Here is a 23,887-nt window from a genome sequence, read left to right as displayed (position 1 = left end):
GAATGGAACCGACCGAGAGCGCCGCCACGGGCGCGCGGCTGCCGCTGCGCCGCCGGGCGTGCGCGTGGCGGGGGAGCCGGTGGACGGTGCGGGGTGATCGGCGTCCGGGTGTGCCGGGTGTGCCGGGCAGGCCGGCGGTGAGCGGCGCGGCGGACGCGCGCGACCCGCTGCCGCTGGCCGCCGTCGAACCGCCGCCCGGTCTGGCCGGCACCGATCACGAACGGCACCTGTCCTGGCCCGCGCTGCCCGCCGGGGTGGTCGCGGCCGCCGCGTTCGTCCTCGGCGCCGGTTTCTACCGCGCGTTCTCCGACAACCACGCCCTCTTCCCGTCCGGCACGGTCGGCTGGTCGCTGGCCGTGCTGACCGGCATCATCGTCGGCCACCTCGTCCTGCTCGGCCGCGCCCGCTGGTGGGGCGGCACCGGCTCCGGCGCCGCCCTCACCCTCGCCGTCCTCCTGCTCTACGGCTGGGTGCCCGCAGGCATGGTCAGCCTCACCGTCGTCGTCCTGGTCGGCATAGCCAGGCGCCACCGCTGGCGGCAGGGTGTCCTGCACGGCGCGGTGGACATCCTCGGCATCGGGGCCGGCGCGCTGGTGCTCGGCCTGTTCGGACGCGTCCCGACCGTCGAGTCGCCCTGGGACCCCGCCGGCTGGAGCATCGCCACCGCCCCCGAGGTCGTGCTCGTCGCGGCCGCCTACCTCGCCGTCACCCGGGCCCTGCTCTGGTACCTGCACGCTCCGCGCGGCGGCGGCCTGCCCACCGTCGCCCGCACCGCCCTGATGCGCCAGGGCCTGGTCGCCGTCGCCCTGCTCGGCATCGCCCCGCTGATCTGCGTGGTCGCCGTCGCCCAGCCGCTGCTGCTCCCGCTGTTCTCCATCCCGCTGGTCGCCCTCGACTCCACCCTGTGGATAGCCCGGGCCCGTGCCGAGGAGCAGCTGCGCGACCCGCTGACCGGACTGCCCAACCGGCAGTGGCTCCTCGAGCGGATCTGGACCGCCCTCGACGACGCCGAACGCATCGGCGCCCGCTCCGCCCTCATGCTGATCGACCTCGACCGGTTCCGTTCGGTCAATGACACGCTCGGTCATCTCGCCGGTGACCGGCTGCTCCTCCAGATAGCCGACCGGCTGCGGGCCGCGCTGCCGCGCGGTGCGGAGGCGGCCCGGCTCGGCGGCGACGAGTTCGCGGTGTTACTCCCGGTCGCCGACTCCACGACCTCGGCCACCCGGGTGGCCCGAAGCCTGGTCACGGCTCTCTCTTCCCCGCTGGACCTCGACGGACTCACCCTCGTCCTGGAGGCCAGCGCGGGCGTCGCCGTCTTCCCCGACCACGCGCTCGACGCGGAGGGGCTGCTGCGCCGGGCGGACGTGGCGATGTACCAGGCCAAGCGGGACCGTACCGGCGTCGAGGTGTACGAGTCCAAGCGGGACTCCAACACCCCCGACCGGCTGGGCCTGCTGGGCGATCTGCGGCGCGCCCTGGACGCCCACGAGGTGCAGCTGCACTACCAGCCGAAGGTGCGCTTCGACGGCCAGGTGGCCGGACTCGAGGCGCTCGTGCGGTGGGTGCACCCGGAGCGGGGGAAGGTGCCGCCGGACGAGTTCATAGCGATCGCCGAGTCGTCCGGGCTGATGCCCCATCTGACGGAGTACGTGCTGGAGACCGCGCTCGGGCAGGTCGCCCGGTGGCGGGCGCAGGGGCTGCGGGTGCCGGTGGCGGTCAACGTCTCGCCGCGGGACGTGCACACGCCGGGGTTCGCGGGCCTGGTGGCGGCGCGGCTGGCGCGGCACGGGGTGCCGGCCGGGGCGCTGCAGCTGGAGATAACCGAGCATGTGCTTCTGGAGGACCCGCAGCGGGCCGCCGACACCCTCGCGGGGCTGCACGGGCACGGCGTGAAGATGTCGCTCGACGACTTCGGCACGGGGTACTCGTCGCTCGTGCATCTGCGGCGGCTGCCGGTGAGCGAGCTGAAGATCGACCGGTCCTTCGTGGCCCGGCTGGCCGTCGACAACGAGGACGCGGAGATCGTGCGCTGCACGGTCGACCTCGCACATTCGCTGGGGCTGCTGGTCGTCGCGGAGGGCGTGGAGGACGACGAGACGTGGGAGCGGCTGCGGGACCTCGGGTGTGACGCGGTGCAGGGGTGGCTGGTGGCCGCGGCGATGCCGCCGGAGGAGACCACGGCGTGGCTGTTGGCGCGGGGGTCGCGGGGGTGGCAGCGTCCGCGGGCCGCATTGCCGGCCGCCGAATAGTCGCCCACCCGCCCGCCCGTTCACCGTCTCTCAAGAGGTGAGCGTCTGCCGTGGGGGTGCGGTGGTGTCGGCGGGTGCGGGTTGAGTGTGGTTGCTCGCGCCCACGCGGCGGAGCCGCATATCAGACACAGCCCCGCGCCCCTTCGGGGCGCTCCAGTGCGGGGCGCTGAGAAGCTACGGGGCGCTGAAATGGCCCACCAGCAGCGCCAGCCTCGTCTCGTGTGCCCCCTCCGGCAGGCGGCCGTTGCGCATCAGCGTCACCAGGCCGTGCAGGCCTGCCCAGAACGTCTCCGTCAGGATGCCGGGGTCGTCGTCGCCCGCGGCGATCGGCTCGACCGCCTGCAGCAGCTCGCCGAACGCCGCCCACAGGGCCTCCGGGGCCTCCTGGGTCGCGAACGGCAGGTCCACCCGGTGCGTGAACATCGCGTCGTACAGCGCGGGGCGTCGACGGCCGAACGACGTGTAGGCCTCCGCCACCGCCGCCAGTGACTCCCGCGTGCCCTTCGCCGCGGCACGTGCCGCCCGCAGCTCCGCCGCCATCTCCGCGAAGCCCTGGACGGCCACCGCCGCCATGATCGCGTCCTTGCCCTTGAAGTGGCTGTAGAGGACCGGCTGGCTGTACTCGATCTCGGCGGCCAGGCGGCGGGTCGTCACCGCGTCCCAGCCCTCCGCCTCCGCGAGTTCCCGCGCGGCCGTGACGATCAGTCGCTCCCGCTCGGCCCGCTCGCGCTCCCGGCGCCGTTGAATCGACATGCTCTGGATTCTAGCAGTGCTAGCCAACCTGTCGATGTTCTGCTAGCGTCACTCTCAGTCCTAGCGCTGCTAGAAAAACGGGAACGGAGAGTCCGCCATGACTGTCACCGCCTACACGCTCGCCGTCGTGCTCGACCTGTTCGTCGTCTTCATCGGCGCCCGGTTCCTGCTCCAGCCCGGGCCCGCCGCCGTCGGCTACGGCGTCCCCGCCGACCCGAAGGGCGACGCCGCCGCCTACCTCACGGCCAAGGGCCTGAAGGACGGCACCTTCGGCGTCATGGGCCTCGCCCTGCTCGCCTTCGCCGGCGCCCGCGCCGAGGCCTGGTTCATGCTCTGTGTGGCACTCGTGCCGCTCTTCGACACGCTGATAGTGCTGCGGAACGGCGGGACGAGGGCGGTCGCGTACGGGATCCACTTCGCCACCGCGGTCGTCGTGCTGATCAGTGCCGCCCTGCTGTTCCTCGTCTGACCGGTCGACATGTCGTCATCAACAGGGGGTTCTGAAATGTCGTTGTTCGTGCCGAAGTTCGATGAGTCCGTGATCGTGCGGGAGGCCGACGCCGAGGTGGTCGGCAGTGACCCCACCCGGGTCCGGCTGCTCGCCGACAGCAGCTCCACCGGCGGCGCGCTCTCCACCGTGCGCGTCACACTGGGGGAGGGCGCCGACGGCGCCGTACCGCATCTGCACCGCAACTCCGCCGAGATGTTCTACTTGCTCGACGGCGCCGCAGACCTGCTCTCCGGCGACGACGTCGTCACCGCCGAACGCGGCGACCTGATCGTCATCCCGCCCGGCGCGCCGCACGCCTTCGCCGCCGTCCCCGGCAGCACCGCGGACATCCTCATCGTCATCACCCCGGGCGTGGAGCGCTTCGAGTACTTCCGCCACCTCCAGCGGCTGCGCCTGGGCGAGGCCACCCTGGAGAGCCTCCTGGAGGTGCAGGAGCTGTACGACAACCACTACCTGCGCAGCGAGGCCTGGGACACCCGGCACTGAGCCGCAGACGGACGGAGGTTTGGGGGTCCGGGGGAAACCGTTTCACGGTCATCGGGCCCTGCCCCATAGGATTGGCTCCAAACCACACACACTCACCCCAGAGGAACGCTGCATGCCTGGCATCACGCGCGAGGAGGTCGCCCACCTCGCCCGGCTGGCGCGTCTGGAGCTGAAGCCCGAAGAACTCGAACACTTCGCAGGCCAGCTGGACGACATCATCGGCGCGGTCGCCCGCGTCAGCGAGGTCGCCGACCAAGACGTACCGCCGACCTCGCACCCGCTGCCGCTGACGAACGTCATGCGCGCGGACGAGGTCCGTCCCTCGCTCACCCCCGCGCAGGCGCTCTCCGGCGCCCCGGCCCAGGAGCAGCAGCGTTTCAAGGTGCCGCAGATCCTGGGGGAGGACTAGACAGCCATGACGGACATCATCAAGCTCGGCGCCGCCGACATCGCCGCGAAGATCGCCTCCGGCGAGCTCACGGCCGTCGAGGTCACCGAGGCGCATCTCGCCCGCATCGAGGCCGTCGACGAGAAGGTGCACGCCTTCCTGCACGTCGACCGCGAGGGCGCCCTGGCGCAGGCGCGTGCCGTCGACGAGAAGAAGGCCAGGGGCGAGAAGCTCGGGCCGCTCGCCGGCGTCCCGCTCGCGCTCAAGGACATCTTCACCACCCAGGGCGTACCGACCACCGTCGGCTCGAAGATCCTGGAAGGGTGGATCCCGCCTTACGACGCCACCCTCACCAAGCGCCTCAAGGCCGCCGACGTCGTCATCCTCGGCAAGACCAACATGGACGAGTTCGCCATGGGGTCCTCCACCGAGAACAGCGCGTACGGGCCGACCGGCAACCCCTGGGATCTCACCAAGATTCCCGGTGGCTCCGGCGGCGGTTCGTCCGCGGCCCTCGCCTCCTTCCAGGCGCCGCTCGCCATCGGCACCGACACCGGCGGCTCCATCCGCCAGCCGGCCGCCGTCACCGGCACGGTGGGCGTCAAGCCGACGTACGGCGCCGTCTCGCGGTACGGCATGGTCGCGTTCTCCAGCTCCCTGGACCAGGGCGGGCCGTGCGCCCGTACGGTCCTGGACGCGGCGCTGCTGCACGAGGTCATCGCCGGACACGACCCGCTGGACTCCACGTCGATCGACACGCCCGTCCCGCCGGTCGTCGAGGCCGCCCGCAACGGCAGCGTCGAGGGCATGCGCGTCGGTGTCGTCAAGCAGTTCCGCGGCGAGGGCTACCAGGCCGGTGTCATCCAGCGGTTCGACGAGTCCGTCGCGCTGCTGAAGGAACTGGGCGCCGAGATCGTCGAGCTGGACTGCCCGTCCTTCGACCTGGCGCTGTCGGCGTACTACCTCATCGCGCCGAGCGAGTGTTCGAGCAACCTCGCCCGCTTCGACGGCCTGCGCTACGGCCTGCGGACGGGCGACGACGGCGGCCACTCGGCCGAGGAGGTCACCTCCCTCACCCGTGAGGCGGGCTTCGGCCCCGAGGTGAAGCGCCGCATCATGCTCGGCACCTACGCCCTGTCGAGCGGGTACTACGACGCCTACTACGGCTCCGCCCAGAAGGTCCGCACGCTCATCACGCGCGACTTCGAGAAGGCCTTCGAGCAGGTGGACGTCATCGTGTCGCCCACGACGCCGACCACCGCCTTCGCGATCGGCGAGCGCGCCGACGACCCGATGGCGATGTACCTGGCCGACCTGTGCACCATCCCGACGAACCTCGCGGGCAACGCGGCGATGTCACTGCCCTGCGGTCTCGCCCCGGAGGACAACCTCCCGGTGGGCCTGCAGATCATCGCCCCGGCGCTCAAGGACGACCGGCTTTACAAGGTCGGCGCCGCCGTCGAGGCCGCCTTCGTGGAAAGGTGGGGCCACCCGCTCCTGGAGGAGGCACCGTCGCTGTGAGCAACGCACTGTCGAAGGCCAAGGGCTTCAAGAAGTCGAAGTCCGGTACGTACCTGTCCATGGCCACCACCGCGTTCGGCGCGGTCGGTGTCGCCAAGCAGATCAAGAAGGCCCGCGCCGAGCACGACACGCTCCGGCTCATCGACGCCACCGTGTCCGCCGTCGCGATCGTCACCGGATTCGCCCTGCTGTACCGCGAGCTGAAGCGGCTGGGCGACGACGACGTCCTGCTGGGCTGAGAGGGAAGTTTCACCGTGACCACCACGATCGACCTGGTGTCGTACGAGGACGCGCTGGCGTCCTACGACCCCGTGATGGGCCTTGAGGTCCATGTCGAACTCGGCACCAGGACCAAGATGTTCTGCGGCTGTTCGACCGAGCTGGGCGCCGAGCCCAACTCGCAGACCTGCCCGACCTGCCTCGGCCTGCCCGGCGCGCTCCCGGTCGTCAACGCGACCGGCGTCGAGTCCGCGATCAAGATCGGCCTCGCGCTGAACTGCGAGATCGCCGAGTGGTGCCGCTTCGCCCGGAAGAACTACTTCTATCCGGACATGCCGAAGAACTTCCAGACCTCCCAGTACGACGAGCCGATCGCCTTCAACGGCTACCTCGACGTACAGCTGGAGGACGGCACGTCCTTCCGCGTGGAGATCGAGCGCGCCCACATGGAGGAGGACACCGGCAAGTCGACGCACGTCGGCGGCGCCACGGGCCGTATCCACGGCGCGTCCCACTCCCTGCTGGACTACAACCGCGCGGGCATCCCGCTCATCGAGATCGTCACCAAGCCGATCGAGGGCGCGGGCGAGCGTGCTCCCGAGGTCGCGCGGGCGTACGTCCGTGAGCTGCGCGAGGTCATCCGGGCGCTCGGCGTCTCCGAGGCCCGCATGGAGATGGGCCAGATGCGCTGCGACGTGAACCTGTCGCTGCGCCCCAACGGCACCGAGAAGTTCGGCACCCGCTCCGAGACGAAGAACGTGAACTCGCTGCGGTCCGTGGAGCGCGCGGCCCGCTTCGAGATCATGCGGCACGCGGCCGTGCTCAACGGCGGCGGGACGATCATCCAGGAGACCCGGCACTTCCACGAGGACACCGGGTCGACGACCTCGGGCCGCGTGAAGGAGGAGGCCGAGGACTACCGGTACTTCCCGGAGCCCGACCTGGTCCCGGTCGCCCCGTCCCGCGAGTGGGTCGAGGAGATCCGCGCCGCGCTGCCGGAGCTGCCGCTGGCCCGCCGTACCCGGCTGCTCGCCGAGTGGGGCATCTCCGCGGTGGAGATGCAGGCGATCATCAACGCCGGTGCGCTGGACCTGATCGTCGCCACCATCGACGCCGGGGCCGACGCGGCCTCCGCCCGCAAGTGGTGGATGGGCGAACTGGCGCGCAGCGCCAACGAGTCGGGCACCTCGCTCGAGGAGCTGGCGATCACCCCGGCGCAGGTCGCCCGGGTCACCGAGCTGGTCTCGAAGGGTGACCTGAACGACAAGCTGGCCCGCCAGGTCATCGAGGGCGTCCTCGCGGGCGAGGGCACCCCGGACGAGGTCGTCGACAAGCGCGGTCTGAAGGTCGTCTCCGACGAGGGCGCGCTGACCGCCGCCGTCGAGGAGGCCATCGCCGGCAACCCGGGCGTCGCCGACAAGATCCGCGGCGGCAAGGTGGCCGCGGCCGGCGCCCTGGTCGGCGCGGTCATGAAGGCGACCCGCGGCCAGGCCGACGCGGCCCGTGTCAAGGAACTGATCCTGGAGAAGCTGGGCGTCAGCGAGGGCTGAGCAGCGGCACGCACGTGATGCGGCATACGGCCCCGGAGGCAGCGCCTCCGGGGCCGTACCGTGTCAGCGGCGGCGGCCCACGATCCGGGCGAAGCCGAGCAGCTGCCCCCGGTCGGCCTTCAGCAGCTCCACCGACTCCCGGGCCATCCGGGCCATCTCCGGGTACGGGCTCTCGGCGGCGCACACCTCGCTCCACAGCAGCCAGTCGCGCCAGCCGTCCTCCAGCCAGTCGGCGGTCTCGACCTGCACGGCCCCGCTGCGGGTCCAGTGCCGGTGCCACCAGCCGACGGAGTGGAACGACCAGAAACCGGTGTCCCAGTGGGCCTTGAGGTGCTCCGGCGGCTCGGCGCCGTCCAGTTCCTCGCGGACCGCGGGCACGACGATCCCGATCCGCCCACCGGGCTTCAGCAGCCGGGTGAGCGTGGGCAGATAGAGGTCGGCGGTGCCGAAGTACTGGTACGCGTCGACCGAGACGATCGCGTCGAAGCTGCCCTCGGCGAAGGGCAGGTCGTGCGCTTCGGCGTGCACCGGCTGCACACGGTCGGCGAACCCCGCCTCGGCGATGCGCCCGGCGTTGTCGTCGGGTTTGATCCACAGGTCCGCGGCGGTGACCTGCGCGTCGAACTCCCTGGCCAGGAAGATCGAGGTCACCGCCCGGCCGCAGCCCAGGTCGAGCACGCGCGCACAGGGGCGCAGCGCGTCCAGGCCGAGGGCGGGGGCCAGCCATTCCAGCAGCCACAGGGCGTGCGGGCCCATCTGGTTCTCGACGGCCCAGCGGGCGTCGTAGGTGCTGCTGAGCGGGTACCGGGGCAGGGTCAGACGGTCAGTGAGAGAGGCGTCCTTCGACGGTGCGGGAGAAACGGCGTCGGACATGGCTGAACGGGCTCCTTGTGATCTTCGTAGTGAAGGGCGATGCATAGGAGCTCATTCGGACCGTCAAACAATGCACCCGCTTCGGTCGTCGGCGAGGGGCCGATCAGGGCTGACCCGCGGAAGCTAGCAGTTGTCGACATGGTTCGCAGCCGATTTCCTCAGGTGCGGGTACTACGCTCGCCCGCCATGACCGGACACGCCGAATCCGATGCCGAACCCGAGATAACCGAGGTGGAGGCCGCGGCCGACGAGGACGAGGACCTCTTCGAGGACGCCCGTCGGGCCCGCTGGACCGCCACCGTGACCGGAGTGCTGCTGGCCCTGATGGGGCTCACCGCCGCGTCGATGAGAGTGGGCGGGGGCGTGCGCGCCCTGGTGCCGGCCGCCTACGGCTCCGGATCCGCCGTGTGCGTGTTCGCGGGAGTGCTGGGGTCCCGCGGCCGTACCCGCTGGGCCCTCTGGCTGATGATCCTGGGCACCATGGTGATGGCCCTCGGCGACCAGTTCGACTGACGCACCCGCCCCGGACCGGCGTCGGGCCGCCCGAGTGCCGCGCCGCGCATGAGAGGCTCGACGTGCTGGTCGAGGGCACGGTGGAACTGGAGAAGCACGATGTACGCGATATCCCTGGGTGACGACGGCGCCGAACTGCGCCCACTGGAGCCCTGGCACGCCGAGGAGTTCCTGGCCCACCTGGAACGCGGGCGGGAGTTCATCGGGCAGTTCATCTCCTTCGGCTCCAGGGAGACGGACGTGCCCGCCGCACGGGCCATGCTCCAGCGCTACGCCGACATGCGCGCCGCCGACACCGGCTCCCTGCACGGCCTGTGGCTGGGGGGCACGCTCGTCGGCGGGGTGCTCTTCCTGAACTTCGACGCCGAACACGGGAACGCCGAGGTCGGCTGCTGGCTGGAGCCGGCCGGCACCGGGCGCGGACTCGTCACGCGCGCGATGCGGGTACTGCTCGACTTCGCGGTCGAGCAGCGCGGCATCCACCGGATCGAGTGGGTCGCCGCCTCGGGCAACGTGCCCAGCCTGAACGTGGCCCGGCGGCTGGGGATGACCCGCGATGGCGTACGCCGCCAGGCGCACCCCTATGGTGGCCTACGGCACGACCTGGAAGTGTGGTCGATCCTCGCCCCGGAATGGCGCGAAGCACGCGCGCGTGCCGAAGAGAACGATCATTAAGAAGCCTCTCAGACAGGATCCGTACGGTGCCGGACATGGGAACCAAGACAGCTGACGAGACCGGTGCCGAGACGGGCGCCGAGGCCACGACCGACGAGGAGAAGGTGAGCGTCACCAAGAGCGCCGACGACGTGTCGGATTCCGGTACCGAGGCCGGGGCCGAGCCGGAGGCGGCGGCCGCCGTCACCGAGGCCGCCGACGGCACGGAAGCCGACGTCGATGCTGAGGACGCTGAGGGCGCTGAGGACTTGGAGGACGACGCCGACCTCGCCGGGGACCTGGCCGAGGCCGAGGGCCCGTCCGGCGTCGGCCAGGGCGCCGGTGCCGTCGTCTCCGTCGCGCTCGGCCTGGTCTCCCTCACGGGTGGCTGGATCGGTACGGTGGCCGCCGCCCGCGAGACCCTCGTCGGCCAGCTCCAGACCTCGTCGACCGCGAGCGTCGCCACGCAGGTCAAGGAGGTGTACGGCGACGCGTGGCAGACCACCGCGCTGTGGGCCGGCCTGTTCGCGCTGGCCGCCCTGCTCACCGCCGTCGTGGTGCTGGCCCGGCCCGCCTTCGGCGCCCCGAGCAAGCCGCAGGCGCCGTGGATCAAGTCGGTCGCCTGGGCGGGCGTGGCGCTCGGCGTCATCGGCCTGCTGCTGGCCGTCCTCAAGTACTCCGACGCACTCCTCGGCCTGCCGTCGACCAGCTGACACAGCCGCGACAGCCCAGGTCAGAAGGGGCCTTAGGGCGTCCGTAAGCACCTTACGGACGTACTAAGGCCCCTTACGCGTGTCCGGGGTCCGGCGGCCCCGCGAAGATGCGGAACTCTCCCGATGTGGCGCACCCCCCTGGGAGACGAAGGTGGAGGCATCGCGAAAGCGAAGCCCGATCACCCGCTCTCACAAGGGACACACCATGTTCGAGCTCGAACTCCACCGGATCCGCTCCGCCGAACTGCGCCGGCAGGCCGCGGACGCCCGCCTCGCCCGTGAGGCCATCCGCTCCCGCCGCGCCGCTCGCCAGGAGGCCCGGGACACCGCGGCGGCGCAGGAGGCCCATACCGACCGCCGTGGCCGGCGCCGGCTCCCGCGCGCCGCGTGAACACGGGGCGGCCGGGCGGCGCCGACCGCCCGGAGGCCGGGAACGGGGAAGCCGGTGGCCGTACGGGGGTCGGCCGCCGGCTTCCCCCGTTGCCTCCCTCGCCGCCGTCCACCGGTACGACAAGCGCACTGGCGCTGTGGAAAACCGCTGCCGTGGACTCCGAGGCCCATGCGATGCTCTGGCCTGTGGAAACCAGGTCCGTGAGTCCCGTGTTCGTAGGCCGCAGCGACGAGTTGGACACACTGAACGACGCGCTCGCGCGTGCCGGGGCCGCCGAGCCGCAGGCGCTGCTGCTCGGCGGCGAGGCCGGCGTCGGCAAGACCCGGCTGGTCGAGGAGTTCGCCACGGCCGCCTGCCGCCAAGGCGCGGTCGTCGCCCTGGGCGGCTGTGTGGAGATCGGCGCCGACGGACTGCCGTTCGCCCCCTTCTCCACCGCCCTGCGCGCACTGCGGGCCGCCCTGCCCGACGAACTGGCCGCGGCCGCCGCCGGCCAGGAGGACGAGCTGGCCCGGCTGCTGCCCGAGCTCGGCGAGGCCACCTCCGGCCGCCACGACGAACAGGGCATGGCCCGCCTCTTCGAGCTCACCGCGCGCCTGCTGGAGCGGGTCGCCGCCGAGCGCACGGTGGTCGTCGCCCTGGAGGACCTGCACTGGGCCGACGCCTCCACCCGCCACCTCCTCGCCTACCTGCTGCGCACCCTGCGCACCGGCCGGCTCGTCGTCCTCGCCACCTACCGCTCCGACGACATCCACCGACGCCACCCGCTGCGCCCCCTGCTCGCCGAACTCGACCGGCTGCGCACCGTCCGCCGCCTCGAACTCGCCCGTTTCACCCGTGAGGAGGTCGGCCGCCAGATCGCCGGCATCCTCGCCACCGAACCCGACCCCGTCCAGGTCGACGAGATCTTCGAACGCTCCGACGGCAACGCCTTCTTCGTCGAGGAACTCGCCGTGGCCGCCGTAGAGGGCTGTTGCACCGGGCTCACCGACTCCCTGCGCGACCTGCTCCTGGTCCGGGTCGAGGCCCTGCCCGAAAGCGCCCAGCGGGTGGCCCGGATCGTCGCCGAGGGCGGCTCCACCGTCGAGTACCGGCTGCTCGCCGCCGTCGCCCGGCTCGCCGAGGACGACCTCATCGAGGCGCTGCGGGCCGCCGTCGGCGCCAACCTCCTCACCGCCACCCCCGCCGGCGACGGCTACCGCTTCCGGCACTCCCTGGTCCGCGAGGCCGTCGCCGACGACCTGCTGCCCGGCGAACGCTCCCGGCTCAACCGCCACTACGCCGAGGCCCTGGAGGCCGACCCCGGGCTGGTACCGGCCGACGCGCACGTGACCCGCCTGGCCAGCTACTGGTACCAGGCCCACGACCCCGCCAAGGCCCTGCCCGCCGTCCTCGACGCCTCCGTCGTGGCCCGCCGCCGGCACGCCTACAGCGAGCAACTGCGGCTCCTGGAGCGGGCGATGGAGCTGTGGGACATCGCCCCCGAGGAGATCCGCGCGGCCCTGCGCCCCGTCGACTACACCGACGTCTACCCTCCCTGTGGCTGCGATCCGGCAGCCGCTCCGCTGAGCTACCTCGACCTGATGGCGGAGGCGGCGGTCGCCGGCCGCTTCTGCGGGGAGCGCGAACGCGCCCTGAAGATCACCAAGAAGGCACTGCGGATCCTCCAGGACGAGCACGACCCGCAGCGCGCCGCCTGGTTCTGGGTGCAGCGCTCCCGGCTGGTCCAGGGCCTGGCCCGCGGCGACGGCCGGCAGGAGCTCGCCAACGCCCAGGACCTGGTGCGCGGCCTGCCGCCGTCCGAGGTGCACGCGGACGTACTGGCCAACGTCGCGACCTGGTCCATGCTGCACCGACCGGGCCCCGAGGCCTTCGCCGCCGCCGAACGGGCCGTGGAGTACGCCCGGATGGTGGGCGCCAGGGAGATCGAGCTCAACGCGCGCGTCACCCTCGGCTGCCTCATGGTCGACTCGGGCGACGTCGACAACGGACTGGCGGAGCTGTACCGGGTCAAGGAGGCCGTGCTCCAGGACGGCGTGGCCCACGTCGTCGGCCGGGCCTTCGTGAACCTGCCCTCCGAGCTGGAGTCGGTCGGCCGCTCCCGGGAGGCCGTGCCGATCCTGCGCGAGGGCGTCGACTTCACCCGCAGATACGGCCTGCTGGACTCCGAGGCATGGATCTGGGGCAACCTCTCCGAGTCGCTGTACTCGCTCGGCCAGTGGGACGAGGCCGCCGAAGCCGCCGTGGGCGCCCTCGGCTCCGCGGCCAGCGCCAAGCCCCGGGGCGTCGGAGCCCTGCACATCGCCCATATCGCCCTCGCCCGGGGCGACGCGGCCGAGGCCGCCCGCCGGCTGGCCATCGCGCAGGCCCACTACGGCACCCACGACCCGATGCCCCAGGTACTGCTGCCGGTCGCCCGGATCGCCATCGGCGTCGCCGCCGAGGAGGGCAGGCTCCTCGACGCCCGCGCCGAGCTGGACCGCGCCCTGGCGGCCGGCTTCCCGCCCGGCACCCACCGATACGGCTGGCCCCTGCTGCTGGCCGCCGCCACCGCCGAGGCCGACGCCCGCACCCTGCCCGCGGCGGCCGACGGTCGCGCCGAGGCCCTCGACCGGCTCGCCGAGGCCGCGCGCAAGCTCACCACCGGCGCGCCCCTCTGGCAGGCGTACGAGCGCTGGACCCGCGCCGAGCTGCACCGCGCCCGGGGCACCGACACCGCCGCCGTCTGGTCGGACGTGGTCACCGACTTCGAGTGCCTGGACCGCCCCTACGACCTCGCCCGGGTCCGCCGCCGCCTCGCCCAGGCCCTGCTCGAAGAGGCCACCGGCGACGACGAACGCGACCGCGCGACGGAACTCCTCCGGCTGGCCGGAGCCGTCGCCGACCACCTGGGCGCCCGCCCGCTCGCCGAGGCCGTCGCCCTTCTCGCCCAGCGCGCCCGCCTCACCCTCACCACCCGCGCCTCCCCCAGGGCCCTCGACCCCGCCGAGAGCCTCGGCCTCACCAGCCGGGAGCGTGACGTCCTCCGCCTGGTCTCGGCCGGCCGCACCAACCGCCAGATCGCCGAGGAGCTCTTCATCTCCCCGAAGACCGCGAGCGTCCATGTCTCGAACATTTTGGGCAAGCTGGGCGTTGCAGGAAGGGGCGAGGCGGCGGCGGTGGCACACAGACTCGGATTGTTCCCCGTCGAGGCCCTCGACCCGACCAGGTAAGGGGACCGGCACAGGAGGCACCGTGTTCAACATGTTCGAGGAGCTCTTCGCACCCGGCCGCAAACACACCCACGAGGAGCAGAAGCGGCTGGAGCTGACCCGTGAGGACGTGGGGGACACGGATCCCGGACGCGGCCCGATAGACCTCGCGTCCGGCAAGGTCGTCATACGGCTCCCGCAGGAGGAGTCCGCGACGGATTCCGCAGGGGATTCCGAAGCGGGGCCCTCGGCGGACTCCGGGGACGACGAGGCCTGAGCGGCGTGGTCGCCGCCTACTTCACCTCCAGCTCCAGGATCCTGTCGTCGCCCGCCTTCGGCTTGCCCCGCCCGTCGGTGTTGCTGGTCACCAGCCACACCTTGTCGCCGCCCGCCGCCACGACCGTGCGCAGGCGCCCGTACTGGCCGGTGAGGAAGGCCTGCGGTGCGGCGGCCGCGGTCGTGCCGTCCAGCGGGATGCGCCACAGCCGCTGGCCCTTCAGACCGGCCATCCAGATCACGCCGTCGACATAGGCGATGCCGCTGGGGGAGGCGTCGTCGGTGTGCCACTGGGCGATCGGGTTCACGTACTTCGGGTCGGAGGACCTGCCCTCCGCGTCCGGCCAGCCGTAGTCGCCGCCGGGCTTGATCGCGTTCAGCTCGTCCCAGGTGTCCTGCCCGAACTCCGAGGCGAACAGCCGCTGTCGGTCGTCCCAGGCCAGGCCCTGCACATTGCGGTGGCCGTAGGTGTAGACGGGCGAGCCCGGGAACGGGTTGCCGGGGGCCGGGTCGCCCTCCGGCGTCAGCCGCAGGATCTTCCCGCCGAGTGAGCCCTTGTCCTGCGCCAGGCCCCGCTGCCCGCTCTCCCCGGTGCCCGCGTAGAGCATGCCGTCCGGGCCGAAGGCGATCCGGCCACCGTTGTGGATGAACCCCTTCGGAATCCCCTTGAAGATCGTGTCGGGGGCGCCCAGCTGCTCCTTGGCCGGCTTGCTCTCGTCCCAGAGCAGCCGCACGATGCGGTTGTCGGAGGCCGACGTGAAGTACGCGTAGATCATGTGGTCCGAGGCGAAGTCGGGGGAGAGGGCGATCCCCAGCAGACCCCCCTCACCGGCCGCGGACACCCCGGAGACGATCCCCAGCTCCGTGATCTTCCCGGTCTTCTCGTCGACCTTGCTGATCGTCCCGTCGTCCCGGTCGGACACCAGCAGCCCGGTCCCGTCCGGCAGCGGCGCCAGCCCCCAGGGCGACTTGAGCCCCTCGGCGACCGTACGCAGCACCTTGACCGACCCCTTGGCAGGCGCGGCGGACTCACTCGCCGAGGCGGACGGGGAGCCCCCGGAGCCACTGGCCGACGACCCCCCGGCCCAGGGCGCCTCCGGCACCCCGCCACCACCGCCCCCGGAGGAACACCCGGCCACCACCAGGACCCCGACCACGGCCAACATGGCAGGCACACCTCGACGTTGCACGATCACGGTCCCTTCAACGGCTCCTCCCTGCCGACGTTAGTGCAGCGCGCCCCATCAGGGGCGTGGGTCTGTCCGGCGGATCATGAATCGAACGCCCGCTGAAAGCGCCCCCAAGGGGCGCGGGGAACTGCGCGACCAGCCACAGCGGTGCCGCACTGAACCGACGACAGATCGCGGCACTCTCGACAACCGCTCAATCCCACGAGCCCTGCGCAGCAGGCAGCCCGCCCAGCTCCGCCAGATCCCCCGCAGTAAGCCGGACATCCGCCGAACCGGCGTTCTCGGCCACCCACCGCCCCTGCTTCGTCCCCGGCACCGGCACCACATGCGGCCCCTGCGCCAGCACCCACGCCAGCGCCACCTGCGCGGCGGTGACCCCCTCCCCGTGCCGGCCGGCGATCCGCCGCAGCCCCGCCACGATCGGCTGGTTCGCCGCCATCATCTCCGCGGTGAACCGAGGGTGCCGCGCCCGCAGGTCGTCCGGTTCGAAACCCTCACCCGGCGTGAGCGTCCCGGTCAGGAAGCCGTTGCCGAGCGGCATCGCCGCCAGGAACCCCACGCCCCGATCCGCGCACCACGGCAGCAGCGCCTCCAGCGCCTCGGGCGACCAGACCGACAGCTCCGCCTGCACCGCGCTCACCGGAAACACCTGCTGCACCCGCTGAAGCTGACGCAGGGTCGCGTCATGCAGTCGCGCGCCGGACCTGCGCCCCCCGCGCGCCCCCACGGCGCACAACCCCAGCGCCCGCACCTTCCCCGCCTGCACCAGTTCCGCCATCGCGCCCCAGGTCTCCTCGACGGGAACCTCGGGGTCGGCCCGGTGCAGCTGGTAGAGGTCTATGACATCGGCCTGGAGCCGGCGCAGCGACGCGTCGCACGCCCGCTTCACATAGCCGGGCCGGCCGTTCGCCACGATGTGCTGGTCGCCCACCAGCAGGCCCACCTTGGTCGACACGAAGGCCTCCGCGCGCCGTTCCCTGAGCACCCGCCCCAGCAGCAGCTCATTGGTGAACGGGCCGTACATGTCGGCCGTGTCCAGCATCGTCACGCCCAGGTCCAGTGCCCGGTGCACCGTTCTCAGCGACTCGTCGCCCCGCTGCCGCGACCCGCTGTACGCCCAGCTCATCGGCATGCACCCGAGTCCGACGGCCCCCACCGCGAGCGCCCCCGCGCCGATCGTCCTGCGCTCCACCAGCCCGTGAACCTCCTTCTCCGGCCCCCAACCTAACCTCTGCGTCCCCACACCCCTGACATAGCCTCCTGAGCATGACCCAAGACGTGTGGCTCCCCATCCCGCCGGCCGAGATCCAGGGGCTGCCGGGAGGCCTCAATTACCTCTTCTGGGACGGCGACCAGGACTTTCCCGGCGACCCTGCCGACTGTGCCGTGTACGTCGTCCCCTACATGAAGCGGCAGCCCGTCAAGGTGCGGCCGCTGGAGGGGATGCGGAACGTCCGGTTCATCCAGACCCTCACCGCCGGCGTCGACGACATGATCGCGGCCCTCGACCTGATCGCCCCCGGGGCGCGGCTCTGCAATGCGCGCGGGGTGCACGAGGCGAGCACCGCCGAACTCGCGCTGGCGCTCACGCTGGCGTCCCTGCGCGGCATCCCGGGATTCGTGCGGGACCAGCAGCGGGAGCACTGGCAGAGCGGCTTCCATCCCGCGCTCGCCGACAAGTCCGTCCTCATCGTCGGCTACGGCGCCATCGGTTCGGCCATCGAGGACCGGCTCGTGCCGTTCGAGGTTGCGCGGGTGGCGCGCGTCGCGCGCTCCGGGCGCGCCTCGGCGCGCGGTCCCGTGCTTCCGCTCACCGAACTGCCGAATCTGCTTCCGGAAGCCGATGTCGTCATCCTTTCCACGCCCCTCACGGACACCACGCGTGGCCTGGTCAACGCGGAGTTCCTCGCGCGGATGAAGGACGGTGCGCTCCTCGTGAACATCGCGCGCGGGCCCGTCGTGGACACCAAGGCGCTGCTCGCCGAGGTGGAGAGCGGCCGCCTCACCGCCGCCCTGGACGTCACCGACCCCGAGCCGCTGCCTGCCGGACACCCCTTGTGGCAGGCGCCGGGAGTGCTGATCAGCCCTCATGTCGGCGGCCCCACCTCGGCCTTCCTGCCGCGCGCGGCGCGTCTCGTCAGCGAGCAGTTGAACCGTTTCGTGAACCGGGAGCCGTTGCGAAACGTGATTTTGACGACGGGATCCACCGACAACTGACCATCGCGGCAATACGCGCGTAATCCGCTTCCGGTACGGTCCGCAACCTTCCGGGCGCGGTGCGTGTACGCATAGCCGCTGGTCGTCACGGAGCGTAGAGAAGCTATGTCCCTGAGTGACGAGACTGGTGTATCGTCCCGGAAGGGGCTGCGCCGTGCACCGTTCGGCGCCGGGGATGGACATTTCAGATTTGTGAGGGGGGCGACGGGCGATGCACGGCCTATGGACGAACGATCCGACGCGGCGGAGCCGCCGGCGGCGACCCTGGCGCACAGCTGCGCGCAGACGCGGCCACCACACCAGCCATCACCACCACCGCAGGCACAGCGGCCGCAGGAGGCATGCGCACCCAGCGCACCGGGACCCGAGGGACCCCGGAACGAGGCGGACCGGGAGGGTCCGGTGACAGCGCCGACGCCTGTGACGACCACCCTCCCCGGAGCGCTGCGGGCACAGCCTCCGGCGGGGATGCCGCACCCCCGGCCGCCGGTCACCGGCGGCGGGACCGGCATGGTCCGCCAACTCGTCCTGGCCCTGATCTGCGCGGGATACGCCGTCGGTTCCGCGTTCGACTGGGGCTCGAACCAGATCGCCCTGTTCATGGGCGACTTCGGTCTGACCGCGGCCGCCGGCACCGCCGCCGTGTCGTGCTTCCTGTACGCCCGCTCCCCGCGGGTCCGCTTTCGACCGGCCTGGCTGCTGTTCGCCCTCTCCTCGGCGATGGCGGCCCTGGGCAACGCCGTCTGGGGGTGGTACGAGGTCGTTCTCCAGCGGCCGGTGCCCAGCCCCAGCTACGCCGACCTGTTCTTCCTGTGCTTCGCGCCGCCCGCCATCGTCGGCCTGCTGGTGCTGGCCAAGCGGCCGGTGACCAAGGCCGGCTGGATCTGCCTGGCGCTTGACGCGTGGCTGATCGGCGGCTCGCTGCTCACCCTGTCATGGAGCCTCGCGCTCGCCCAGGCCGCCCGGTTCGACGGGCCCAGCGTCGCGCACACCGCGCTCTCGCTGGCGTACCCGCTGCTGGACATCGCCCTGGTGAGCATGGTGCTCGCGCTGCACTTCCGGCGCTCGCCGGGCAACCGCACCGCGGTGAACACCGCGATCGGCGCCCTCGCCCTGACCGTGATGTGCGACGCCCTGTTCACCTCGCCGCTGCTGCACAGCAGTTACCGCTCCGGCCAGCTGCTGGACGCGGGCTGGTTCGCCGGCTCGCTGCTGCTCGCGTACGCCCCCTGGGCCGCACCCCGGCCGACGGGCGCCCAGGATCCCGACGGGCACACGCGCGTGGTCCACGAGCACGTGCCCGGCGGCCGGGCCACGGCGCCCAAGCAGCCGCCCGCGCCCGCCCCGGGAGGCGATCACGGCCGGTACCCGGCGGGCCGGCCGATCACCGGCTCGCTGGCCGCGCTCACCCCGTACCTGGCCGCCGCCGTGTGCACCCTGGGCATCCTCTACAACGTGCTGAACGGCCGCAGTCCGGACCACGTCGTCCTGATCACCGCCGGCTGTGTGGTCCTCGCGCTCGTCGTGCGGCAGGGCATCATGCTGCTCGACAACATCACCCTCACCCAGGAACTGGCCCAGCAGGAGAACCACTTCCGCTCCCTGGTGCAGGGCTCCAGCGACGTCATCATGATCGCCGCACCCAACGGCATCCTCCGGTACGTCTCCCCGGCCGCCGCCGGGGTCTACGGACGGCCGGCGGAGGACATCGTGGGTTCGGAACTGGCAAACCTCATCCACCCGGAGGACCTGGGCTGCGTGGTGCACGAGGTGCGCCGCTTCCTCGCCGCCAGCTCCCAGGAGGAACCCACCACCCGCATCGAGTGCCGGTTCCGGTCCGGCGAGGGCGGCTGGCTCAACGTCGAGTCCACCGTCAACCGCCACCACGGCGGCCTCATCTTCAACAGCCGGGACGTGACCGAAAGAGTGCGCCTGCAGGCGCAGCTCCAGCACAACGCCGAGCACGACCCGCTCACCGACCTGCCCAACCGCGCCCTGTTCACCCGGCGCGTGCAGCAGGCCCTGTCCGGCCGCCGCTCCTCCGACCGGGGTCCGGCCCTGCGGAACACGGCGGTGCTCTTCATCGACCTGGACGGGTTCAAGGCCGTCAACGACACGATCGGGCACCAGGCCGGGGACGAACTGCTCGTCCAGGCCGCACGCAGACTCCAGGGCACGGTCCGCCACGGCGACACCGCGTCCCGGCTGGGCGGCGACGAGTTCGCGGCGCTGATCGTCGGTGACGGCACCCGTGACCGCAGTGCCCGGGAGCGGCACATCCTGGAGCTCGCCGACCGCCTCAGGACGACCCTCTCCCAGCCGTACGCCATTGACGGCAACGATGTCCGTGTCAACGCGTCCATCGGTGTCGCCTTCGCCGAACCGGGTCTCGGCGCAGGTGAGCTGCTGCGCAACGCAGACCTGGCGATGTACCGCGCCAAGTCGTCCGGAAAGGGCTGCGTCAAGCTGTACAAGCCGCAGATGCAGCAGGACGTCGTACGCAAGGCGGAACTGGCCACCCGGCTGCGGGCCGCCCTGCACGACGGCGAGTTCGCGCTGCTGCACCAGCCCGTGGTGTGCCTGGAGAACGGCCGGATCGAATCGGTCTCCGCGCAGGCGCGCTGGCGCTCCTCGCAGGGGGTGCTGTTCACGCCGGCCGAGTTCCTGCGGGTGGCCGAGGACAGCGACAAGACCTCCGAGCTGGACCGCTGGATCCTCCAGGAGGCGGTCGAGCAGGCCGCCGAGCGGGCCGCGGGCGGGCTCGTGGTGCCGGTCGCCGTCCGGACGTCCGCCCGGCGGCTGCTCGACCGGTCCTCGCCGCTGGGCTCCGTGGAGGCCCTGCTCACCCGGCACGGGCTGCCCTCGGGGGCGCTGGTCCTGGAGCTGTCCGACACCGACCCCAGGGTCCCGCTGGACGAGCTGGAGCGGCGGCTGACCGCGCTCAGCCGGCACGGTGTCCGGATCGCGCTGGACGGCTTCGGCAGTGGCTATGCGGCGATCACGGCCCTCCGGAAGCTCCCCGTCGACGTGCTCAAGCTCGACCGCGGTCTGGTCGAGGGGGTCGTCGAGTCGGCCCGGCTGCACAAGATCACCAGCGGGCTGCTGCGGATCGCCTGCGATCTCGGCCTCCAGTCGGTGGCCGAGGGCGTGGACCTGCCCGAGCAGGTCACGGCGTTGCGCGCGATGGGGTGCACGCATGGGATGGGCATGGCGTTCTCCGGCCCGGTGGACGAGTACCGGCTGCGCCGGGCGCTCGGTTCCGGCCACTATCCCGTTCCGCACGCACCGGCGGCCGAGCCGGCGTTCGCGGGTGGGGGCGGTGGGGTGTACACCGGTGGTGTGCCCGCGGTGCTCGGAGGCGGCAGTGCGCTTCGCTCACATAATGAGACTCCCGTCCCACCCACTTGACACGTGGTGCGCGTCGGAGGGAGGGTCAGTCCCATGCGCACCCGAATTCTCGTACTTGGACAGCGCGTCGGCTGAGCTGGGAACCACCGGAGGACGATCCGGAATCCCCAGCGACCACACCGGCGCGCTCCCCTCGCTTGCCTTTTGGCACGAGGGGTTTTTTGTTGCACCAGCACCAGACGTACGGCAGCAGAAATCCGTACGAACCTCGCAAAAACCCTCAGCATCGAGAAGAGAATGCCGATGACCGAGCAGGCCCCGGGGGCCCACCATCCGCAGCCGCGGCCCCGTTCCGGAGGACAGCAGTCCGCGCCCGTCGAGCACGTCACGGGTGCGAAGTCCCTCATCCGCTCCCTTGAGGAGGTCGGCGCCGACACGGTATTCGGTATCCCCGGTGGCGCGATCCTGCCCGCCTACGACCCGCTGATGGACTCCACCCGGGTGCGTCACGTCCTGTGCCGGCACGAGCAGGGCGCCGGGCACGCGGCCACCGGCTACGCGCAGGCCACCGGCAAGGTCGGCGTCTGCATGGCGACCTCGGGACCGGGCGCCACCAACCTGGTGACGCCGATCGCGGACGCGCACATGGACTCGGTGCCGCTCGTGGCGATCACCGGGCAGGTCGCGTCGTCCTCGATCGGTACGGACGCCTTCCAGGAGGCGGACATCGTCGGCATCACGATGCCGATCACCAAGCACAACTTCCTGGTCACCAAGGCCGAGGACATCCCCCGGGTGATCGCGCAGGCGTTCCACATCGCCTCGACCGGCCGCCCGGGCCCGGTCCTCGTCGACATCGCCAAGGACGCCCTCCAGGCGAAGACCACCTTCTCCTGGCCGCCGGTGATGGACCTGCCCGGCTACCGCCCGGTGACCAAGCCGCACGCCAAGCAGATCCGTGAGGCCGCCAGGCTGATCACTTCCGCGAAGCGGCCGGTCCTCTACGTCGGCGGCGGCGTCATCAAGGCGCACGCCACCGCCGAGCTCAAGGTCCTCGCCGAGCTCACCGGAGCGCCCGTCACCACCACCCTGATGGCGCTCGGCGCATTCCCCGACAGCCACCCGCTGCACGTGGGAATGCCGGGCATGCACGGTGCGGTCACCGCCGTCACCGCGCTGCAGAAGGCCGACCTGATCGTCGCCCTCGGAGCCCGCTTCGACGACCGCGTCACCGGCAAGCTGGACAGCTTCGCGCCGTACGCGAAGATCGTCCACGCCGACATCGACCCCGCGGAGATCGGCAAGAACCGCGCCGCCGACGTGCCGATCGTCGGCGACGCCCGCGAGGTCATCGCCGACCTGGTCCAGGCGGTGCAGAAGGAGCACAGCGAGGGCCAGCAGGGCGAGGCCGCCAAGTCGAGGTACGCGGCCTGGTGGAAGGACCTCAACCGCTGGCGCGAGACCTACCCGCTGGGCTACGACCTGCCCGACAACGGGTCGCTCTCGCCGCAGCAGGTCATCGAGCGCATCGGGCAGCTCGCCCCGGAGGACACGATCTTCGCGGCGGGCGTCGGCCAGCACCAGATGTGGGCCGCGCACTACGTGCAGTACGAGAAGCCCGCCACCTGGCTGAACTCCGGCGGCGCCGGAACCATGGGCTACGCGGTCCCGGCCGCCATGGGCGCCAAGGCCGGCCAGCCCGGCAGGACCGTCTGGGCGATCGACGGCGACGGCTGCTTCCAGATGACCAACCAGGAGCTCACCACCTGCGCCCTGAACAACATCCCGATCAAGGTCGCCATCATCAACAACGGCGCCCTCGGGATGGTCCGCCAGTGGCAGACCCTGTTCTACAACCAGCGGTACTCCAACACGGTGCTGCACTCCGGCCCCGACGACGTCAACCCGGACGCCCGCGGCACCCGGGTCCCCGACTTCGTCAAGCTGTCGGAGGCCATGGGCTGCTACTCCATCCGCTGCGAGTCCCCGGACGACCTCGACAAGGTCATCGAAGAGGCGAACTCCATCAACGACCGCCCGGTCGTCGTCGACTTCATCGTCCACGAGGACGCCATGGTGTGGCCGATGGTCGCCGCCGGCACCTCCAACGACGAGATCCTGGCCGCCCGGGACGTCCGCCCCGACTTCGGCGACAACGAAGACGACTGAGCGAGAGAGACGCAGAAAAAATGTCCAAGCACACGCTCTCCGTCCTGGTGGAGAACAAGCCGGGCATCCTCGCCCGGATCGCCGCCCTGTTCTCCCGCCGCGGCTTCAACATCGACTCGCTCGCCGTCGGGGTCACCGAGCACGCCGACATCTCCCGCATCACGATCGTGGTGAGCGTCGAAGCCCTGCCGCTGGAGCAGGTCACCAAGCAGCTCAACAAGCTCGTCGAGGTGCTCAAGATCGTCGAACTGGAGCCGGGTTCGGCCGTTCAGCGGGAACTCGTTCTGGTGAAGGTGCGCGCCGACAACGAGACGCGCTCCCAGATCGTCGAGATCGTCCAGCTGTTCCGCGCCAAGACCGTCGACGTCTCCCCGGAGGCCGTCACCATCGAGGCCACCGGCAGCAGCGAGAAGCTGACTGCCATGCTCAAGATGCTGGAGCCGTTCGGCATCAAGGAGCTGGTGCAGTCCGGCACCATCGCGATCGGGCGCGGGGCCCGTTCGATCACCGACCGGTCGCTGCGCGCCCTCGACCGATCTGCGTAAGGCTTGAGCAAGGCTTGACACGGGTGGCCGACGGTCGTTCCCGGCGCGCCGACCGCCCGTATGCCGAGACCGCGAGACTTCCCTTCCGCCCGCCGTCATACGGTGGGACGCAACACCTGCACACCAAGGA

21 protein-coding genes are annotated in these 23,887 nt (G+C 71.6%); 17 read left to right on the top strand and 4 right to left on the bottom strand.

Translation table 11 applies throughout. The features are described from left to right. Positions 1–2: 2 nt before the first annotated feature. Positions 3–2,252, top strand: coding sequence for a bifunctional diguanylate cyclase/phosphodiesterase (locus tag KVT45_RS14760; RefSeq protein ID WP_217547595.1), 2,250 nt, complete (start codon positions 3–5; stop codon positions 2,250–2,252). 174 nt (positions 2,253–2,426) lie between these two features. Here KVT45_RS14760 and KVT45_RS14755 read toward each other — a convergent pair whose 3' ends face one another. After that, complete coding sequence (locus tag KVT45_RS14755) at positions 2,427–3,005, bottom strand: TetR/AcrR family transcriptional regulator (RefSeq protein WP_217547594.1); 579 nt, start codon at positions 3,003–3,005, stop codon at positions 2,427–2,429. Positions 3,006–3,102: 97 nt separating this feature from the next. Here KVT45_RS14755 and KVT45_RS14750 point away from each other — a divergent pair, with 97 nt between their 5' ends. The 6 genes from KVT45_RS14750 to gatB all read left to right on the top strand — a co-directional run bounded on the left by KVT45_RS14750 (position 3,103) and on the right by gatB (position 7,680). Further along, positions 3,103–3,474, top strand: a complete 372-nt coding sequence (locus KVT45_RS14750) for a DUF4267 domain-containing protein (protein WP_217547593.1) — start codon at positions 3,103–3,105, stop codon at positions 3,472–3,474. 36 nt (positions 3,475–3,510) lie between these two features. After that, positions 3,511–4,002 (top strand): cupin domain-containing protein, encoded by a 492-nt coding sequence (locus KVT45_RS14745; RefSeq protein WP_217547592.1) that lies wholly within the window; start codon positions 3,511–3,513, stop codon positions 4,000–4,002. Positions 4,003–4,114: 112 nt separating this feature from the next. Next, positions 4,115–4,411, top strand: coding sequence for an Asp-tRNA(Asn)/Glu-tRNA(Gln) amidotransferase subunit GatC (gatC, locus tag KVT45_RS14740; RefSeq protein WP_067164579.1), 297 nt, complete (start codon positions 4,115–4,117; stop codon positions 4,409–4,411). 6 nt (positions 4,412–4,417) lie between these two features. Next, positions 4,418–5,911 carry an Asp-tRNA(Asn)/Glu-tRNA(Gln) amidotransferase subunit GatA gene (gene gatA / locus KVT45_RS14735; protein ID WP_217547591.1) on the top strand — a complete coding sequence of 498 codons (1,494 nt, stop codon included), beginning with the start codon at positions 4,418–4,420 and terminating at the stop codon, positions 5,909–5,911. Next, the gene (locus tag KVT45_RS14730) at positions 5,908–6,150 is read left to right on the top strand and encodes a hypothetical protein (RefSeq protein WP_089098594.1); all 243 of its coding nucleotides are present in this window, start codon (positions 5,908–5,910) and stop codon (positions 6,148–6,150) included. The genes gatA and KVT45_RS14730 overlap by 4 nt, the downstream gene beginning before the upstream one ends. A gap of 15 nt (positions 6,151–6,165) precedes the next feature. After that, on the top strand, positions 6,166–7,680 hold the full coding sequence (gatB, locus tag KVT45_RS14725; RefSeq protein WP_217547590.1) for an Asp-tRNA(Asn)/Glu-tRNA(Gln) amidotransferase subunit GatB: 1,515 nt from the start codon (positions 6,166–6,168) through the stop codon (positions 7,678–7,680). 63 nt (positions 7,681–7,743) lie between these two features. Here gatB and KVT45_RS14720 read toward each other — a convergent pair whose 3' ends face one another. Continuing rightward, positions 7,744–8,553: a cyclopropane-fatty-acyl-phospholipid synthase family protein gene (locus tag KVT45_RS14720; RefSeq protein WP_217547589.1), complete on the bottom strand. Its 810-nt coding sequence runs from the start codon at positions 8,551–8,553 to the stop codon at positions 7,744–7,746. A 186-nt stretch (positions 8,554–8,739) separates the two neighbouring features. Here KVT45_RS14720 and KVT45_RS14715 point away from each other — a divergent pair, with 186 nt between their 5' ends. The 6 genes from KVT45_RS14715 to KVT45_RS14690 all read left to right on the top strand — a co-directional run bounded on the left by KVT45_RS14715 (position 8,740) and on the right by KVT45_RS14690 (position 14,289). Beyond that, a complete protein-coding gene (locus tag KVT45_RS14715; protein ID WP_217547588.1) occupies positions 8,740–9,066 on the top strand; it encodes a hypothetical protein in 327 nt (108 codons plus the stop codon). A 99-nt stretch (positions 9,067–9,165) separates the two neighbouring features. Continuing rightward, positions 9,166–9,741, top strand: coding sequence for a GNAT family N-acetyltransferase (locus KVT45_RS14710; protein WP_217547587.1), 576 nt, complete (start codon positions 9,166–9,168; stop codon positions 9,739–9,741). Positions 9,742–9,776: 35 nt separating this feature from the next. Beyond that, positions 9,777–10,433 (top strand): hypothetical protein, encoded by a 657-nt coding sequence (locus KVT45_RS14705; RefSeq protein WP_217547586.1) that lies wholly within the window; start codon positions 9,777–9,779, stop codon positions 10,431–10,433. Positions 10,434–10,638: 205 nt separating this feature from the next. Beyond that, positions 10,639–10,824 (top strand): hypothetical protein, encoded by a 186-nt coding sequence (locus tag KVT45_RS14700; protein WP_217547585.1) that lies wholly within the window; start codon positions 10,639–10,641, stop codon positions 10,822–10,824. A gap of 173 nt (positions 10,825–10,997) precedes the next feature. Continuing rightward, positions 10,998–14,033 (top strand): helix-turn-helix transcriptional regulator, encoded by a 3,036-nt coding sequence (locus KVT45_RS14695; protein WP_217547780.1) that lies wholly within the window; start codon positions 10,998–11,000, stop codon positions 14,031–14,033. Positions 14,034–14,064: 31 nt separating this feature from the next. Next, positions 14,065–14,289: a DUF6191 domain-containing protein gene (locus tag KVT45_RS14690; protein ID WP_254646822.1), complete on the top strand. Its 225-nt coding sequence runs from the start codon at positions 14,065–14,067 to the stop codon at positions 14,287–14,289. Between the two features lie 16 nt (positions 14,290–14,305). On the opposite strand, the gene KVT45_RS14685 is transcribed toward KVT45_RS14690, so the two are convergent. Both KVT45_RS14685 and KVT45_RS14680 read right to left on the bottom strand, forming a co-directional pair. After that, positions 14,306–15,463, bottom strand: a complete 1,158-nt coding sequence (locus KVT45_RS14685; RefSeq protein ID WP_217547583.1) for a sorbosone dehydrogenase family protein — start codon at positions 15,461–15,463, stop codon at positions 14,306–14,308. Positions 15,464–15,671: 208 nt separating this feature from the next. After that, complete coding sequence (locus KVT45_RS14680; protein ID WP_217547582.1) at positions 15,672–16,670, bottom strand: aldo/keto reductase; 999 nt, start codon at positions 16,668–16,670, stop codon at positions 15,672–15,674. Positions 16,671–16,744: 74 nt separating this feature from the next. Between KVT45_RS14680 and KVT45_RS14675 the strand changes: the two genes are divergently transcribed. The 4 genes from KVT45_RS14675 to ilvN all read left to right on the top strand — a co-directional run bounded on the left by KVT45_RS14675 (position 16,745) and on the right by ilvN (position 23,757). Then, a complete protein-coding gene (locus tag KVT45_RS14675) occupies positions 16,745–17,695 on the top strand; it encodes a 2-hydroxyacid dehydrogenase (RefSeq protein ID WP_217547581.1) in 951 nt (316 codons plus the stop codon). 402 nt (positions 17,696–18,097) lie between these two features. Further along, a complete protein-coding gene (locus KVT45_RS14670) occupies positions 18,098–21,103 on the top strand; it encodes a bifunctional diguanylate cyclase/phosphodiesterase (RefSeq protein WP_217547580.1) in 3,006 nt (1,001 codons plus the stop codon). Between the two features lie 243 nt (positions 21,104–21,346). After that, complete coding sequence (locus KVT45_RS14665) at positions 21,347–23,212, top strand: acetolactate synthase large subunit (RefSeq protein ID WP_217547578.1); 1,866 nt, start codon at positions 21,347–21,349, stop codon at positions 23,210–23,212. 20 nt (positions 23,213–23,232) lie between these two features. Next, complete coding sequence (gene ilvN, locus KVT45_RS14660; RefSeq protein WP_046726929.1) at positions 23,233–23,757, top strand: acetolactate synthase small subunit; 525 nt, start codon at positions 23,233–23,235, stop codon at positions 23,755–23,757. Positions 23,758–23,887 lie beyond the last annotated feature (130 nt).

The sequence above is a fragment of the Streptomyces sp. GbtcB6 genome (genome assembly GCF_019091475.1).
GTDB lineage: Bacteria > Actinomycetota > Actinomycetes > Streptomycetales > Streptomycetaceae > Streptomyces > Streptomyces hyaluromycini.
This window is presented reverse-complemented; position numbering and strand designations above follow the sequence as displayed.

Bases quoted from the DNA above. Each gene is read 5' to 3' on its own strand.
- KVT45_RS14705 (WP_217547586.1), top strand. From the start codon at position 9,777: ATGGGAACCAAGACAGCTGACGAGACCGGTGCCGAGACGGGCGCCGAG.
- KVT45_RS14755 (WP_217547594.1), bottom strand. From the start codon at position 3,005: ATGTCGATTCAACGGCGCCGGGAGCGCGAGCGGGCCGAGCGGGAGCGA.
- KVT45_RS14715 (WP_217547588.1), top strand. From the start codon at position 8,740: ATGACCGGACACGCCGAATCCGATGCCGAACCCGAGATAACCGAGGTG.
- KVT45_RS14675 (WP_217547581.1), top strand. From the start codon at position 16,745: ATGACCCAAGACGTGTGGCTCCCCATCCCGCCGGCCGAGATCCAGGGG.
- KVT45_RS14700 (WP_217547585.1), top strand. From the start codon at position 10,639: ATGTTCGAGCTCGAACTCCACCGGATCCGCTCCGCCGAACTGCGCCGG.
- KVT45_RS14745 (WP_217547592.1), top strand. From the start codon at position 3,511: ATGTCGTTGTTCGTGCCGAAGTTCGATGAGTCCGTGATCGTGCGGGAG.
- gatA (WP_217547591.1), top strand. From the start codon at position 4,418: ATGACGGACATCATCAAGCTCGGCGCCGCCGACATCGCCGCGAAGATC.
- KVT45_RS14665 (WP_217547578.1), top strand. From the start codon at position 21,347: ATGACCGAGCAGGCCCCGGGGGCCCACCATCCGCAGCCGCGGCCCCGT.
- KVT45_RS14690 (WP_254646822.1), top strand. From the start codon at position 14,065: ATGTTCGAGGAGCTCTTCGCACCCGGCCGCAAACACACCCACGAGGAG.
- ilvN (WP_046726929.1), top strand. From the start codon at position 23,233: ATGTCCAAGCACACGCTCTCCGTCCTGGTGGAGAACAAGCCGGGCATC.
- KVT45_RS14760 (WP_217547595.1), top strand. From the start codon at position 3: ATGGAACCGACCGAGAGCGCCGCCACGGGCGCGCGGCTGCCGCTGCGC.
- KVT45_RS14710 (WP_217547587.1), top strand. From the start codon at position 9,166: ATGTACGCGATATCCCTGGGTGACGACGGCGCCGAACTGCGCCCACTG.
- KVT45_RS14720 (WP_217547589.1), bottom strand. From the start codon at position 8,553: ATGTCCGACGCCGTTTCTCCCGCACCGTCGAAGGACGCCTCTCTCACT.
- KVT45_RS14750 (WP_217547593.1), top strand. From the start codon at position 3,103: ATGACTGTCACCGCCTACACGCTCGCCGTCGTGCTCGACCTGTTCGTC.
- gatC (WP_067164579.1), top strand. From the start codon at position 4,115: ATGCCTGGCATCACGCGCGAGGAGGTCGCCCACCTCGCCCGGCTGGCG.
- KVT45_RS14695 (WP_217547780.1), top strand. From the start codon at position 10,998: ATGCTCTGGCCTGTGGAAACCAGGTCCGTGAGTCCCGTGTTCGTAGGC.